Genomic DNA, 14,759 nt, shown 5'->3' on the forward strand with positions numbered 1-14,759 from the left:
AACATGAGACCTTTTCTTCCAGCGGACGGAAACGGCGTGACGAGACCAGCCAGGAACGCGACGGCGCAGGCACGACGCAAGGTGCGCGACGATGCGGGACACGAACGCCTTGCGAATAACGCCGCGTCTGCCCCCGCATCGGCATCGGCATCGGCGGCCCGCACGCAACGCGGCATTCAGAGCGTCGAGGTAGGCGGCCGGCTGCTGCGCGCGCTCGCGGACGCGCGCGGACCGCTTGCGCTCTCGGACCTCGCGGCAAGCGGCGACCTGCCGCCGGGCCAGGCCCACGCGTATCTGGTGAGCCTCACGCGTCTCGGGCTCATCAAGCGCGACGAGTTGTCGGGCCGCTACGAGCCGGGGCCGCTCGCGCTGCGACTGGGGCTGCTGCATCTCGAACATCAGCCCGCGTTTCGCGCCGCCGTGCCGCATGCCGCCGCGCTCGCGCAGGAAACGGGCTTCAGCGTGGCAATCTGCATCGCGGGTCCGCAGGGGCCCACCATCGTGCGCTACGAGCATGGCGGTTTGCCGCTGCATGTGAACCTGCATGTGGGCACGGTAATGTCGTTGCCGGGTACGTCGACGGGCCGCGTCTTCTGCGCCTTCCTGCCGCCCGAACGCCTGCAACCGATGTGGACGAGCCAGTCCGCATCCGCCGAAGGTTCGAGTGCAGCACAGCGCAGCGACAGCACCGAACAAGACGCGCAGACCGCATTCGAAGCCCTGCTGGAAGGCATTCGCGCACGCGGCATGGAGCGCGGCATCAATGTGCCCACGCCTGGCGTGAGCAGCCTCTGCGTGCCCGTGTTCGATGCGCACAACCAGCTCTGCCTCGCGCTCACCGCCATCGGCGCAACGGGCGCCATCGACGTCAAATGGAACGGCCCCGTTGCGCGCGCCATGCGGGCCGCCGCGCTGGAAATTGGCGCCGCGCTTCAATCTTCGTCCCTCGACACATCATGCGTCGCGTAATGCCGCCCAACGCCGCCCATGGCGATGCCACACGCGGTGGCACAGCGACCACAGCCCGCAAGAAGCCGCGCGCCGGCATCGACGAAACGGCGCAAGCCGTGGCCACTGCTGAAGCCGTGGAAACCAGACAGCAACGCGGCATTCAATCGCTCGACAACACCGGCGAGTTGCTCGCGGCACTCGTTGCGGCCAACGCGCCGCTCACGCTGCGCGACCTCGCGGCCGCGGCCGGCATGCCGCCCGCGAAGGCGTTTCCGCATCTGGTGAGCCTGCAGAAGATCGGCCTGCTGAGCCGCGACAGCGCCGGACGCTTCGAGGCGGGACCACTGGGCCTGGAACTGGGGCTGATCGCGCTGGCGAGGCTTTCGCCGCCGCGCGAGGCCGAAGCGGAGATCGTGGCGCTTGCCGCATCCACCGGCATGAGCGTCGCGATGGCCGTGCTCGGGCCGCTCGGGCCCACGGTCGTGCGGCTCGAGGAATCGCCGCGGCCATTGCACGTGAGCCTGCGCCCAGGCACGGTGATGTCGCTCGTGAACACGGCCATTGGCCGCGTGTTCGCGGCGCATCTCGACGACGACGTGTTGGCCCAACTTCTGCCGCAAGACGATCTGCGGCTCGCGGGCGAGGTGGTCACCAATGCGGCCACAGACACGGCCACAACCACGGCTGCGCTGCAAACCACGCCGCACTACACGGAAGTCCTCGCGCAAATCCGCACCAACGACGCGGATACCGCCATCGACAAGCCCATTCCCGGCATCAGCACGGTGGCCGCGCCCGTCTTCGACCACACCGGCAGCGTGTGCCTCGTGGTCGCGCTCATGGGTCCGTCGGGTGCTTTCGATGCCGCGCTCACGGGCAACCCGGCGCATACGCTCTGCGCCGCCACGCAGCGGCTCTCGCGGCGCTTCGGCTACATCGACATGCAAGCCGCACGCGAAGCCTCCGTTCGCGAACAACCAGGAGAGTGATGATGAACGCCGCAGCCAAACCTCGCACGTCGTGGCGCCAGGTCGCCGACCTGCCCTGCCCGAAGGGTCTGCCGCTCGTCGGTAATCTGCTCCAGCTTTCGCCCGCGCGACTGCATCTGATTCTCGAACGCTGGGCCGAAGAACTGGGCGCGCCGTTCCGCTTCCAGGTGGGCAACATCCCCATCACCGTGTGGACCGATACCGAACTGATCCAGTCCATCATGCGCGAGCGGCCGCATCGCTATCGCCGCTATCAGCCCATTGAAGCCGTGCTCGAGGAAATGGGCTGCAACGGCCTCTTTTCCGCGGAAGGCGCCGCGTGGGAGCCGCAGCGCAGGCTGGTCATGCAGGCGCTCTCCATTCCGAACGTCCGCGCGTTCTACCCGACGCTCGCGGAGATCACCGAGCGCCTGCGCCAGCGCTGGCTACGCGCTGCGCAACGCGGCGAAACGGTGGAGATGACCGAAGACCTGAAGCGCTTCACTGTGGACGTCACGAGCGCACTCGCCTTCGGCGAAGACCCGCGCACGCTGGAAAAAGAGCACGGCGTGATTCAGGAGCATCTCGAACTGATCCTGCCCACGGTGATGGCGCGCATCAACGCGCTCTTTCCGTACTGGCGCTACGTGAAGCTGCCGCGCGACCGCAAGGTGGACCACGCGCTCGCCGAAGTGCACCGCTATGTGCGCGAGATGATGCAGCGCGCCCGCGACCGCATGCGCGACGAACCCTCGGAGACGCCCCGCAATCTGCTCGAAGCGATGCTCGCCATGCGCGACGAACCGGGCTCCATACTCACCGACGACCAGATCGCCGCCAACGTACTCACGCTGCTGCTGGCGGGCGAAGACACCACGGCGGATTCCATCGCGTGGACGCTGCCGTACCTCGCCGAAGACCCGGCGTTGCAGACGCAGTTGCACAAGGACGCGCGTCGTATCTTCGACGCGGGCGGTAAAGACAACGAACGCGGGGTGTGCCCGGACTACGCGACGCTCAAGGAATTGGACCTGTTCGAAGCCATCGCGACGGAAGCCACGCGGCTGCGGCCCGTGGCCTCCGTGCATTCGTTCGAACCGCTGGAAGACGTGCGCGTGGGCGATGTCGAATTGCCTGCGGGCACGCGCATGTTCTTCCTCGCGCGGCCCGCCATGCTCGACGCGAAAAATTTCGTGGACCCGCAGCGCTACGACCCGTACCGCTGGATCCGCAAAGGCGAACACGGCGCCCACGACGTACGCGCCTATCTGCAATTCGGCGCCGGGCCGCGCGTGTGCCCGGGCCGGCACCTCGCGAGTGTTGAAATGCGCCTCGTGCTTTCCATGCTGATGGCGAACTTCTCGATGGAACTGGCCACCGACCCGGCGAATATTCACGAAGTGCAGGCCTTCACGATGGTGCCCAGCACGATGCCGGTGAAACTCACGTTGCGATAGTTGCGACGTCTTCGCAGCGAAACGTTTTCTCGGGAACAAGGCTTGCTGGCTCCCCGGCGTCAGATGTCTGCACCTTGTCTGCACCTTTCCAGGAGAAATCATCGTGCTGAAATGGGCATTGGTATTCGCAATCATTGCTGTCATTGCCGGCCTGTTGGGGTTCACAGGCATAGCCGCCGGGGCCGCGGCAATCGCCAAATTGCTGTTTGGCATCTTTGTCGTGCTGTGTATCGTCTTTCTGGTGCTGGGGTTGGTTATCGCCAAAAAGGTGGTGGATTAGGGGCGCCTGCCTCCTGATGCTTCAACTTTCGTCGGCCCCGTCCGTGGCCGACATTCGATAAAGCGCGTCGAGGAACGCCGGCACGAAGCTGCCCGGCCCCTCGCTTGCCGCCACCGCCTGCTCGCCCGCGCGCGACATGGTTCGGCATGCCGTGGCTACGGCGGCGAGCCGGTCGCCATTCGCGTCACGATTCGATGCGCAGAACGCCGCCACCACGGCCGATAGCGCGCAGCCTGTGCCCACCACGCGCGTCATCAGCGGGTCGCCACCGCTTACGGCATAGTCGCGCGTGCCGTCTGTCACGTAGTCCACCGCGCCTGTCACTGCGACCACGGCGCCCGTTTGTCGCGCGAGGTCGCGCGCGGCAGGCAACGCGGCCAGCGATTCGTCGGCGCTGTCCACACCGCGCCCGCGTGCATCGCGGCCGGCAAGTGCCATGATCTCCGACGCGTTGCCGCGAATGGCCGCGGGCTTCAACGAAAGCAGGCCGCGCGCGAAGGCGGTGCGATAGTCGAGCGCGCCTACCGCAACGGGGTCGAGCACCCAGGGCTTGCCGGCATGCGTGGCCGACGTGATGGCTGCCAGCATGGCTTCGCCGCGTGCGGGATACAGCGTGCCGATGTTGATGAGCACCGCGCCCGCCATGGCCGCGAACTGCGTGGCCTCGCTTTCGTCCACCACCATCGCGGGCGACGCACCCAACGCGAGCAACACGTTCGCCGTGAAGGTCTGCACCACCTCGTTCGTGAGGCAATGCACGAGCGGCTTCGCGCGGCGAAATTCGGCGAACGTGGTGGCCGCGATGTCGTCGGGCAATTCTTGAACGGGTGTGTTTGTCATGGTCGTTGGCATCCCGAATGATGCATATGAGAGAGCGCGCTGGCCTGGTTCGTGAACGCAGACGCGTGCAGCGTTCGTCCAGCGCTGAAAGCGCCGTCACGCTAACCGCGCGCCGCGCGCGACGCAAGCCGCGCCGTGCTGTTTTACGCGCAAGCGCAAACTCACTGCATTTCGTCTGCGCTGCCGGCCACCGGTTCGGCATCGTGCGTCAGACGCGCTTTCGCGCGGCGCATCTTCTCGAGCGTCTTCGGGCCCAGTTGCAAGGCCACGCCGATCGAAAGCGCATCCACGATGGAAAGATGCACGAGCCGCGACACGCCGGGCGTATTCGGATCGATGGGCGCCGGTATGCGCAGCAGCAACGGAATATCGACGAGCCACGCCAGCCGCGAGCCCACGTTCGTCAGCCCCACCGTGGTCGCGCCACGCTCCTTCGCAATCTGGATGCTCTCGTTCACTTCCACGCTGCGCCCCGAATGCGAGATGGCGAACGCGACGTCGCCGGGTTCCATCAGGCCGGCGTAAAGGCGCTGCAAATGGCCGTCCGTAAACGCCGTGGCCGCAATATCGAGGCGCAGCAAACGCAATGCCGCGTCTTGCGCGACGAGGCCCGAACCCGAGCCTACGCCGAAAACGTAGACGCGCCGCGCCTGCGCGAGCGCGGAAATGGCGGCCTCGAAGGCGGCCGGGTCGAGCGCATCGCGTGCATGCGTGATGCCCTGCACGGCGGCCTCGCCCACTTTGTCGAGCAGCGTGCGCACGTCGTCGCCATGCGCCACCGCTGTGGAGGCATAGGGCAAACCACCTGCCACGCTTTGCGCCAGTTGCATCTTGAAGTCGCGCAGTCCATGCGCGCCCACGGCGCGGCAAAAGCGCGTCACGGAAGGCTCCGACACCTCGGCGCGTTGCGCGAGTTCGGTAATGCTCGCGCGCATGGCGAAATCGACGTCGCCGAGCACCATCTCGGCAACCTTGCGCTCGGCGGGCCGCAAACCGGTCAGGGCGTTGCGGATATGGGGAATCAGGTTCGGTGCAGCCAAGCTCTTGCGCTTCCTCTCGTTTACGTGCAACGCGTACCGCTCTGCGTATCGAACAGATGCAGATGCGCCGCGGGCAATCTCAACGTCACGCGCGCGCCGGGGCCTATCGTGGGCCGCTGGCGCGTGGTGACGCACCACGTGCTCCCCCCTATTTTCCCGTACAGATGCGTTTCGGCACCGGTAGGCTCGATCACTTCGATCTCCATCGCCACGTCGCCGGCACGGTTTGCGTCTTCACCGGCGAGTTCGATGTGCTCGGGACGAATGCCGAGCGTGACGCGCGCGCCCGCGGGGGTTGCCACGGCCGCCTCTGCCGGCAGCGCAATGCGGCGCCCGTCTTCGACCAGCAGCGCGAGGCCTGCGTCGCCCGCCACCACTTCCCCTGTTGCGAAGTTCATGGCCGGCGAACCAAGAAAGCTCGCCACGAAGAGATTCGCGGGACGGTCGTACAGCTCCAGCGGCCGGCCGATCTGCTCGATGCGGCCCGCGTTCATCACAACGATGCGGTCGGCCATGGTCATGGCCTCGATCTGGTCGTGCGTCACGTAGATCACGGTGTTCTTGAGCCGCTGGTGCAGCGCCTTGATTTCGGTGCGCATCTGCACGCGCAGTTTCGCGTCCAGATTCGAGAGCGGTTCGTCGAACAGGAACAGCGCCGGCTCACGCACTACGGCGCGGCCCATCGCCACACGCTGACGCTGGCCGCCGGAAAGCGCACGCGGCAGGCGGTCCAGATAGCCCGTGAGGTTCAGCATCTTCGCCGCGGCTTCGATGCGCGGCTTGAAGCGCTCGGTGGGCTCTTTGCGAATGCGCGGACCGAACGCGATGTTGTCGTACACCGAAAGATGCGGATAGAGCGCGTAGCTCTGGAACACCATCGACACGTTGCGCTGCTGCGGTGCGAGCGTATTGGCGCGCGACCCGCCAATCGTGAGTTCGCCGCCCGTAATTTCTTCGAGCCCCGCAATCATGCGCATCAACGTGCTCTTGCCGCAGCCCGACGGGCCAACCAGCACGACGAACTCGCCGTCGTCGATGTCGAGATCGACGCCGTGCACCACTTGCGTCTCGCCATACCGCTTGTAGATGCCGCTCAATTGCACTGCCGCCATTCCAGGACCTCTCCAGTGATGCGTTGCATTCGATGCTGCGATGCGCGGGGACTTCTCGAGCGCGCACTGCGTTACCACCACGCTTTTGCTGCGATGAATTACAGCGATTCCAGCGTCAATTCCGCGGCCATCAGCCGGTTGCCCGCCGTCAGGCCGCCGTCCACGGGCAGCGCCACACCCGTAATCACGCGCGCCATGGGCGAAGCGAGAAACAGCACGGCGTCTGCGATGTCGTCGGGCGTCGCGAAGTCGCCGAGCGGGTACCACTTCTTCAGTGTCTCGAATACCTTGGGATCCTTATCTACGCGCGCCTGCCACGCTTGCGTCTTCACGGTGCCCGGGCAAACGATGTTGGCGCGAATGCCATAACGCCCCAGCTCGATAGCCAGCGCCTTCGTGTAGCTGATGAGCCCCGCCTTCGCTGCGCTATACGCGGGGTGCCCCAGCGCCGTCATCCCGTTGACCGAGCCGATCAGCACGAGCACGCCGCTTTCACGCTCGATCATCGATTCGCGTACCGCTTCGACCGTGTGATACGTGCCGTTCAGGTTCAGATGCACGTCGTGCTGCCAGCTCGCGGCATCGGTCTGGGCAAGCGTGCCGGCCAGTGCCGCGCCCGCGTTCGCCACGACCACATCCACTGGACCGCGCTGCGCGACCGCCTGCGCCACGGCTTCGCGCACGGCGGTGGCGTCGGCCAGGTCCGCGACCACGGGCGTGACCTGCGTCGCATCGAGCGTGTCCGCGAGGGCCGCGAGCGCCGTCTCGTTCATATCGAGCGCGAGCACGGTATCGCCCGCTTCCACAAAACGCCGTGTGAGCACGCTGCCGATTCCGCCGCATGCTCCCGTCACCAGCACCACGCGATTCATCGCTGCTCCTCGTGTAAATTTCCTACATAGTGCGCATCGAGCCGGATACCGACCACTCGCAGGCGACTTGCCCACAGGCGCCGCATCGCACAAAAACCCCTTTTTTACAGTATGTTAGTCACAAAATTTGCCCACCACGAATATCGACAATCCTACGTGACAAGCTTTTTTTCGTCATGTAGGATTTTTTCAAACAATTCAGCCCAAGCCGCCGGCGCTACGGCAGCGGACCCACCCAGGAGAGAGAGAAATGTCGTTACAGGCACGTGTATCCACCGCGCTCGGCAGGCTCGCCGTGGCGCTCGCGTTCGCAGGTATCGCCCATGCGGCGCAGGCCGATACGGTCCGCGTCACCGTCGCGCACTACAGCGACGCCACGGCACCGTACTTCGAGAAGATGGCCCGCCAGTTCGAGAAGGCGAACCCGGGCACCACCATCAAGATTGAAGACGTGAACTGGGACACGCTGCAACAGAAGCTGCAGACCGACATTTCGGGCGGCGCCAACGCGGACCTCGCCATCGTCGGCACGCGCTGGCTGCTCGACTTCGTGAAAGACGACGTGGCCGAACCGCTGGACGGCTACATGGACGCGAACTTCAAGTCGCGCTTCATCGGCCCGTTCCTCGCGCCCGGCGTTATCAACGGCAAGACCTATGGCCTGCCCATCGCGGCCTCGGCGCGCGGGCTCTACTACAACAAGGACCTGCTCGCGAAGGTGGGCTACCCGAACGGACCGAAGACGTGGAACGACGTGATCGCCGCCTCGAAGAAGCTGAAGGCGATGGGCGTGGCCGGCTTCGGCCTGCAAGGCAAAGAAATCGAAACGGACGTGTACTGGTACTACGCGCTGTGGACCAACGGCGGCGACGTGATCGGCAAAGACGGCAAGGCCGCGTTCGCTTCGCCTGCCGGTGTGAAGGCGGCCACGCTCTACAAGTCGATGATCGACGACGGCCTCACCGAACCGGGCGTGACGGGCTACAGCCGCGAAGACGTGCAGAACCTCTTCAAGCAGGGCCGCGTGGCAATGGTGATCTCCGCGCCGTTCCTCGCGAAGCAGTTGAAGAAGGAAGCGCCGAACATCAAGTACGGCATTGCGCCGGTACCGGTGGGCACCAACAGCGCCACGTATGCGGTGACGGATTCGATCGTGATGTTCAAGAACTCGAAGGCGAAGAAGACGGCGTGGAAGTTCCTCGACTATCTGTTCACGAAGGAACCGCGCGTGGAGTTCACGAGCACCGAAGGCTTCCTGCCCACCACGAAGGCTGAAGCAACCGACCCGGCCTTCAACGATCCGGACACGAAGGCGTTCATCGCGCTGCTGCCGAACGCGCGCTTCGCGCCCACGGTAACGGGCTGGGAAGACACGGCCAAGGCGGTCACCAACGCGATGCAGGCCATCTATCTGGGCAAGGCGAAGCCCGCTGATGCGCTCAATGCCGCTGCGGCCGACGCCAACAAGGCGCTGGGGCATTAACAGCACTAAGGGCACCAGCGGCACCAGCAGCACGGGCCGCAAATGCCGGGCGGTTTGCCACGACGAGTCTATGAACTCATCGCGGTCAACCGCCCGAAGACCGACGCAACGCACGACGCACCCCGAACGTCAGCAGGAACCCGCAGGACCGCAACGTGACCTTCAACACGACTTCCGGCCGAACCCCGGACACCGCACCTGGCGCGTCGCAGTCCGGCCGCACACGCCTGCGCCGTTCCGCTTCCACGCAGCCACCCGCGCCGTGGCTGCTGATCGTGCCGAGTCTGCTGCTCGCGCTCTTCATCATCAGTTATCCGATCTACAACATCGTGTTCCAGTCGCTGCACGAAGTCTCGCGTTTCGGCGCGATTCGCGGCTTCAGCGGCTTGCAGAACTTCTACAACGTGTTCGCCGACCCCGTGTTCACCGATTCGCTGCGCCGAACGCTGATATGGACGGGCTGCGTGGTGGGCGGCACGGTGCTGATATCGGTACCTGTCGCGCTGATTCTGAATCAGGACTTCTATGGGCGCGGTGTGGCGCGCACCATCATCATGCTGCCGTGGTCCGTTTCGCTCACCATGACCGCCGTAGTGTGGCGCTGGTCGTTCAACGACGACTACGGCATGGTCAACGTCACGCTGCAACGACTGGGGCTGATCGCCGGCCCCATTCATTGGCTCGCTACGCCGGAACTCGCGTTTGCAGTGGAAATCGCGGTGGGCATTCTGGTCTCCATTCCGTTCACGGTCACGATCCTGCTGGGCGGCCTGTCTTCCGTGCCCGCCGATATTTACGAAGCCGCCCGCATCGATGGAGCAAACGCATGGCAGCAGTTCCGCAAGCTCACGCTGCCGCTGCTCAAGCCGTTCATCAACATGGCGATCCTGCTCAACGTGATCTACGTGTTCAATTCGTTTCCGATCATCTGGGTGATGACGCAAGGCGGCCCCGACAATGGCACGCACATTCTCGTGACGTATCTGTACGAACTGGGCTTTCGCCTTGGGCGGCCGGGCGAAGCGGCGGCGGTGTCGCTCATCATGCTGGCCATGCTGTTCGTCTTTTCGATGGCCTACCTGCGGCTCCAGGCGAAAGGCGGTAACGCACAGGGAGAACTGGCATGAGCGCCAAGGCCAAACGCACGCTCTGGTGCTGGCTCGCGCTTGCGCCGCTCATCGCGATCGTGCTGTTTCCGTTCGCCGTGATGTTCTTCACCGCACTCAAGCCCGCCTCCGAAGTGTTCGTCTACCCGGCGCGCTGGCTACCTGTGCATTGGCACTGGCAAAACTTCGTGGATATGTGGGACGCCGCGAACTTCGGCGTAGCGCTGCGCAACAGCCTCATCATCAGTTCGCTTTCCACGCTGCTCGCGCTCGCCGTGAGTCTGCCCGCGGCCTACGCGATGGCGCGCTTCCCGTTTCGCGGACGCAGCGCGTATCGCCAGTTCCTGCTGGTTACGCAAATGCTCTCGCCCATCCTGCTCGTGGTGGGCCTGTTCCGCCTTGCCGCGATGATTCCCTACGGCGACGGTAACCTCGTGGATTCGAAGATCGGCGTGATCGTTTCTTACGCAGCGTTCAACATCGCGTTCGCGGTATGGATGCTCTCGTCGTATTTTCAGACGGTGCCGCGCGATCTGGAGGAATCGGCCTGGCTGGAAGGATGCAGCCGCACGCAGGCGGTGCTGCGCGTGTTTCTGCCGCTCGCAGTACCGGCTGTCGTGGTGACGGCGATCTTCACGTTCATCAATGCGTGGAACGAGTTCGCCGTGGTCTACACGTTGATCCGCTCGCCCGAAAACAAGACGCTCACGGTGCAGGTCACGGACATGGTGGCCGGCAAATACACCGTAGAGTGGCATCTGGTGATGGCCGCTACGCTGTGTGCCACGTTGCCGGTCTCCGTGGTGTTCGCGTGGTTGCAGCGGTATCTGGTGAAGGGGCTGGCGCTGGGCGCGGTGAAATAAGCGCGCGAATGACGAGCCGAGAATTCAGAAGCCCGATTCGTCCCACCGCGCATCGCGTACCTGGACGATGCCCGCTTCGATCTGCACCGGAAACACGGCCACATCTTCATAAGCAGGCGGCGCCAGCACCTTGCCGGTTCTGATGCAAAAGCGCGCGCCGTGTCGCGGGCAGATCACCTCGTCGCCTTCCACCGCGCCGCCTGTCAACACGCCGCCGTCGTGCGGGCAGATGTCTTCGATCGCATAGCAGGTGCCGTCCAGATTGAACACTGCCACCTGAACACCGTCCACGTCGACGCTGCGCACGGCGCCCGGCGGAAAGTCGTCTATTGCGGCCACCTCAACCCAGCGTGACATCTCAAAGCATCCCTAACTGAAGGCGCGCCGCTTCGGACATGCGTTCGAGCGACCACGCCGGTTCCCACACCAGTTCGACGTGAACGTCGTTCACGCCAGCCACGGAAAACACGGCGTCTTCAACGGTGGCGGGAAACGTCTGCGCAACGGGGCAGCCCGGCGCCGTCAGCGTCATATCGATCGCGACCTTGCCTGCGGTGTCGTCTACCTCGAGGCCGTACACGAGTCCAAGGTCGTAGATGTTGACCGGTATCTCGGGGTCGAACACGCCACGCAAGGCTTCGATCACACGGCTGCGCAGTTCGCTATTGCCGGGCTGCGCCAGCTCGTCTTGCCGCGTTTCGTCGAATGCATTCATGGTGCTTTCCTCGCTTCATTCCTTGTCTTATTCGGTAGAGACGGCGTCGCGCTCGCCATGCAGTGCCGCGTGCAACGTATGCCAGGCGAGCGTCGCGCACTTCACGCGTGCAGGAAACTCGCGCACGCCACCCAACGCCGCCAGCTTGCCTAGCGCAGCCTCGTCGTGCACCGGCTCGCCTGGGGGCGCCGTGACCATCTCGTGAAAGCGGCCAAACAGCGTCTCGACTTCGGTCTGCGGGCGGCCCTTGAGCGCCTCCGTCATCATCGAGGCCGACGCCGTGGAAATCGCGCAGCCCGCGCCGTCAAAGGCGGCCTCTTTGACCACACCGTCTTCCACTTTCAGATACAGCGTGATGCGGTCGCCGCAGAGGGGGTTGTAGCCCTCGGCTTTATGCGTTGCATCGGGCAACGGATGGCAGTTACGCGGGTGCCGATAGTGGTCGAAGATCACTTCCTGATAGAGGTCGCGCAAATCGCTCATGCTCCGAATACCTCCCTCACATGGGTCAGTGCCCGCACGAGCGCATCCACGTCGGCCCGCGAGCTGTAGAGCGCGAACGACGCCCGCACGGTGGCCGGCACACCGTAGCGCTGCATCACGGGCATCGCGCAGTGGTGCCCCGCGCGCACAGCTACGCCGCAGCGATCCACGATAGTGCCGACGTCGTGCGCATGCACATCTCCAAATACGAACGAGAGAATGCCGGCTTTGTCGGGAGCCGTGCCGATCAGCCTGACCTGTGGAATGCCCTGTATGGCCCCGGTCGCGTAGTGGAGCAAATCGGCTTCGTGTGCGCCGATCGCCTCGATGCCGATACGGCTCACGTAATCGAGTGCCGCCGCAAGTCCGACTGCGCCCGCAATGTTGGGCGTTCCCGCTTCGAACTTCCACGGAATGGCGTTGTACTGCGTCTTCTCGAAGGTCACGCTGCGAATCATGTCGCCGCCACCCTGCCACGGCGGCATCGCCTCCAGCCGTTCCGCCTTCGCGTAGAGCACGCCGATGCCGGTCGGCCCGTAGATCTTGTGGCCGGAGAACGCGTAGAAATCGCAGTCCAGCGCCTGCACGTCCACCGGCACGTGCGCGATGGCTTGTGCGCCGTCCACGAGCACCGGCACGCCGCGCGCATGCGCCGCGACCACGAGGCGCCGTATCGGGTTGATGGTGCCAAGCGCGTTGGACACGTGCGTAACAGCAGCCATGCGCGTGTGCTCGCTCAGCATGCTTTCGAATGCGTCTACGTCGAGCGTGCCGCTTTCGTCGATCGGCACCACCTTCAAGACCGCGCCCGTCTGCTCGCAGACCATCTGCCAGGGCACGATGTTCGAGTGATGCTCCATGGCGGTGATGAGAATTTCGTCGCCCGGCTTCGCGAGTGGGCGCACGAAGCTCTGCGCGACGAGATTGATCGCCTCCGTCGTGCCGCGCACGTAGACGACTTCCTCCTTGCGCGCGGCGTTGAGGAAGCGCGCGATGCGTGCACGCGCGCCCTCGTAGGCATCTGTCGCGCGCTGCGATAGAAGATGCACGCCACGATGCACGTTCGCGTTGTCGTGCTCGTAGTAGGCGCGCTCGGCTTCGATCACCGTGCGCGGCTTCTGCGTCGTCGCGCCGTTGTCGAGGTACACGAGCGGCGTGTCGTACACGCGTTCGTCCAGAATCGGAAAGTCGCGCCGCCACTGCGCCACGGTCTCTTCATCCACGCCCTGCATGCGTTCCATCGGCTTCATACCATCTCCCGAATACGCTCACCTTCCGGCATGCGCGCGAGCAGCAGCCGTGTGAGCCTGGCCCGCACGCTCTCCATGCCGACGCGGTCTACGCTGTCGCGCGCAAAGGCCCAGATCAGCAATGCGCGCGCCATACGTTCGTCGATGCCGCGTGCACGCAGATAGAAGAGCGGGTTCTCGTCGAGTTGACCCACGGTCGCACCGTGCGTGCACTTCACGTCGTCGGCGTGAATTTCCAGTTGCGGCTTGGTGTCGATCTGCGCATCGCGTGAGAGCAGCAGATTGTGATTCGCCTGATGCGTGTCTGTCTGCTGCGCGTCGGGATGCACGACCACGCGCCCGTTGAACACGCCGTGCGAGGCGCCATCCAGCACGCCGCGGTAGTACTCGCGACTCGTGCCGTGCGGCTTCTCGTGATCGATACGCGTGTGATGATCCACATGCTGCCGCGCGCCCACGAAGTAGAGCCCGTTCAATTCCGTATGCGCGTCCATGGCCGAAAGGCGCGTGTCGATCTGCGTGCGCGAAAGCGCGCCGCCAAACGCAAACGAGTGCGACGTAAAGCGGCTCGCCTGCTGCTGCGCGACGTCGACGCGTGAGAAGTGAAACGCGGTGCGTGCCTCCTGCTGCAGCCGGCAATGTTGAATGTCCGCCTCGGCCGCCGCGACGATCTTCGTCACGGTGTTGGCGAGATAGGCGTCATCCGCCACGCCGACGAACTGTTCGACAATCGAGCAGCGCGCGCCGGCATCGGCGAGCACGGCATTGAACGCATGCATGGCAAGCCCGGCTTCGTCGGTGATGAACAGCATCTGCAGCGGCGCTTCGATATGCGCTCCGCGCGGTAGCACGACGACATAACCGTCGCTCATGAACGCTGTGTTGAGCGCCGCGAATGCGTCATGCGGCGCGTGCTGCGCAATGACTGCTTCGAGCCACTGCGGAATCTCGCGCATCGCGCGCGTGAGGCTGCCGACGAACGTTCCCTCGGGCAGATCGGGTAGACGTGAATAGCGGGGAATGTGCCGTCCGTTCACGAACACGAGTCGTCCTGCGGCTTGGTCGAGCACGAGGTCATTCACGATGCTCGCCACGTCCACGTCGTCTCCACGCGGCGACGTGAAGTGCCACGGCCGCTGCGCGACAGTGGCAACGTTCGTGTACTTCCAGTCTTCGAGTTGCGTAGTGGGAAAGCCAAGCGCCTCGAACTGGTCCAACGCATGGCGCCGCGCACTGCGCAGCCAGCCGAGTTCCGCGCCAGGCAGCGTGCGCGCCAGCGTCTTGAACGCGGCGTGGAAAGGGTCGAGCGTGGATGCGCTCATGACTGTGACTCCTGTTT

At 64.7% G+C, this 14,759-nt stretch carries 16 protein-coding genes; 7 read left to right on the top strand and 9 right to left on the bottom strand.

The genetic code is table 11. The annotated features are described in order from the left end of the window. The first annotated feature begins 36 nt into the window (after positions 1-36). The 4 genes from P2869_RS30115 to P2869_RS30130 all read left to right on the top strand — a co-directional run bounded on the left by P2869_RS30115 (position 37) and on the right by P2869_RS30130 (position 3,656). The gene (locus P2869_RS30115) at positions 37-969 is read left to right on the top strand and encodes a helix-turn-helix domain-containing protein (protein WP_277598899.1); all 933 of its coding nucleotides are present in this window, start codon (positions 37-39) and stop codon (positions 967-969) included. Further along, positions 957-1,940, top strand: a complete 984-nt coding sequence (locus P2869_RS30120; RefSeq protein ID WP_277598900.1) for a helix-turn-helix domain-containing protein — start codon at positions 957-959, stop codon at positions 1,938-1,940. Before P2869_RS30115 ends, P2869_RS30120 begins: the two co-directional genes overlap by 13 nt. Continuing rightward, positions 1,940-3,376 (top strand): cytochrome P450, encoded by a 1,437-nt coding sequence (locus P2869_RS30125; RefSeq protein ID WP_277598901.1) that lies wholly within the window; start codon positions 1,940-1,942, stop codon positions 3,374-3,376. The genes P2869_RS30120 and P2869_RS30125 overlap by 1 nt, the downstream gene beginning before the upstream one ends. Before the next feature lie 103 nt (positions 3,377-3,479). Then, positions 3,480-3,656: a DUF1328 domain-containing protein gene (locus P2869_RS30130; RefSeq protein WP_017773989.1), complete on the top strand. Its 177-nt coding sequence runs from the start codon at positions 3,480-3,482 to the stop codon at positions 3,654-3,656. Positions 3,657-3,677: 21 nt separating this feature from the next. Here P2869_RS30130 and thiM read toward each other — a convergent pair whose 3' ends face one another. From thiM to P2869_RS30150, 4 genes are all read right to left on the bottom strand, one after another. Further along, a complete protein-coding gene (thiM, locus tag P2869_RS30135) occupies positions 3,678-4,496 on the bottom strand; it encodes a hydroxyethylthiazole kinase (protein ID WP_277598902.1) in 819 nt (272 codons plus the stop codon). Positions 4,497-4,657: 161 nt separating this feature from the next. Beyond that, positions 4,658-5,536, bottom strand: coding sequence for a MurR/RpiR family transcriptional regulator (locus P2869_RS30140; RefSeq protein ID WP_277598903.1), 879 nt, complete (start codon positions 5,534-5,536; stop codon positions 4,658-4,660). A 20-nt stretch (positions 5,537-5,556) separates the two neighbouring features. Further along, positions 5,557-6,648 carry a sn-glycerol-3-phosphate ABC transporter ATP-binding protein UgpC gene (ugpC, locus tag P2869_RS30145; protein ID WP_277598904.1) on the bottom strand — a complete coding sequence of 364 codons (1,092 nt, stop codon included), beginning with the start codon at positions 6,646-6,648 and terminating at the stop codon, positions 5,557-5,559. Positions 6,649-6,746: 98 nt separating this feature from the next. After that, positions 6,747-7,520 carry an SDR family oxidoreductase gene (locus P2869_RS30150; RefSeq protein ID WP_277598905.1) on the bottom strand — a complete coding sequence of 258 codons (774 nt, stop codon included), beginning with the start codon at positions 7,518-7,520 and terminating at the stop codon, positions 6,747-6,749. Between the two features lie 250 nt (positions 7,521-7,770). On the opposite strand from P2869_RS30150, the gene P2869_RS30155 reads away from it, so the two are divergent. From P2869_RS30155 to P2869_RS30165, 3 genes are all read left to right on the top strand, one after another. After that, positions 7,771-9,003: a sugar ABC transporter substrate-binding protein gene (locus P2869_RS30155; RefSeq protein ID WP_017773994.1), complete on the top strand. Its 1,233-nt coding sequence runs from the start codon at positions 7,771-7,773 to the stop codon at positions 9,001-9,003. Between the two features lie 227 nt (positions 9,004-9,230). After that, positions 9,231-10,130 (top strand): sugar ABC transporter permease, encoded by a 900-nt coding sequence (locus tag P2869_RS30160; RefSeq protein ID WP_026121284.1) that lies wholly within the window; start codon positions 9,231-9,233, stop codon positions 10,128-10,130. After that, positions 10,127-10,972 carry a carbohydrate ABC transporter permease gene (locus tag P2869_RS30165; protein WP_277598906.1) on the top strand — a complete coding sequence of 282 codons (846 nt, stop codon included), beginning with the start codon at positions 10,127-10,129 and terminating at the stop codon, positions 10,970-10,972. Before P2869_RS30160 ends, P2869_RS30165 begins: the two co-directional genes overlap by 4 nt. Positions 10,973-10,996: 24 nt before the next feature. On the opposite strand, the gene P2869_RS30170 is transcribed toward P2869_RS30165, so the two are convergent. From P2869_RS30170 to sufD, 5 genes are read right to left on the bottom strand one after another with little or no spacing between them, the layout of a single operon-like run. After that, positions 10,997-11,329, bottom strand: a complete 333-nt coding sequence (locus P2869_RS30170) for a non-heme iron oxygenase ferredoxin subunit (RefSeq protein ID WP_126875424.1) — start codon at positions 11,327-11,329, stop codon at positions 10,997-10,999. Between the two features lies 1 nt (position 11,330). Beyond that, positions 11,331-11,687, bottom strand: a complete 357-nt coding sequence (locus P2869_RS30175; RefSeq protein ID WP_277598907.1) for an SUF system Fe-S cluster assembly protein — start codon at positions 11,685-11,687, stop codon at positions 11,331-11,333. A gap of 27 nt (positions 11,688-11,714) precedes the next feature. Beyond that, positions 11,715-12,170 carry a Fe-S cluster assembly sulfur transfer protein SufU gene (gene sufU, locus P2869_RS30180; RefSeq protein WP_126875426.1) on the bottom strand — a complete coding sequence of 152 codons (456 nt, stop codon included), beginning with the start codon at positions 12,168-12,170 and terminating at the stop codon, positions 11,715-11,717. After that, entirely contained in the window at positions 12,167-13,420 is a 1,254-nt protein-coding gene (locus tag P2869_RS30185) for a cysteine desulfurase (protein ID WP_277598908.1), read from the bottom strand. The genes sufU and P2869_RS30185 overlap by 4 nt, the downstream gene beginning before the upstream one ends. Further along, entirely contained in the window at positions 13,417-14,742 is a 1,326-nt protein-coding gene (gene sufD / locus P2869_RS30190; protein ID WP_277598909.1) for a Fe-S cluster assembly protein SufD, read from the bottom strand. Before sufD ends, P2869_RS30185 begins: the two co-directional genes overlap by 4 nt. Positions 14,743-14,759: the final 17 nt, after the last annotated feature.

The organism is Paraburkholderia sp. SUR17, assembly GCF_029536165.1.
GTDB lineage: Bacteria > Pseudomonadota > Gammaproteobacteria > Burkholderiales > Burkholderiaceae > Paraburkholderia > Paraburkholderia kururiensis.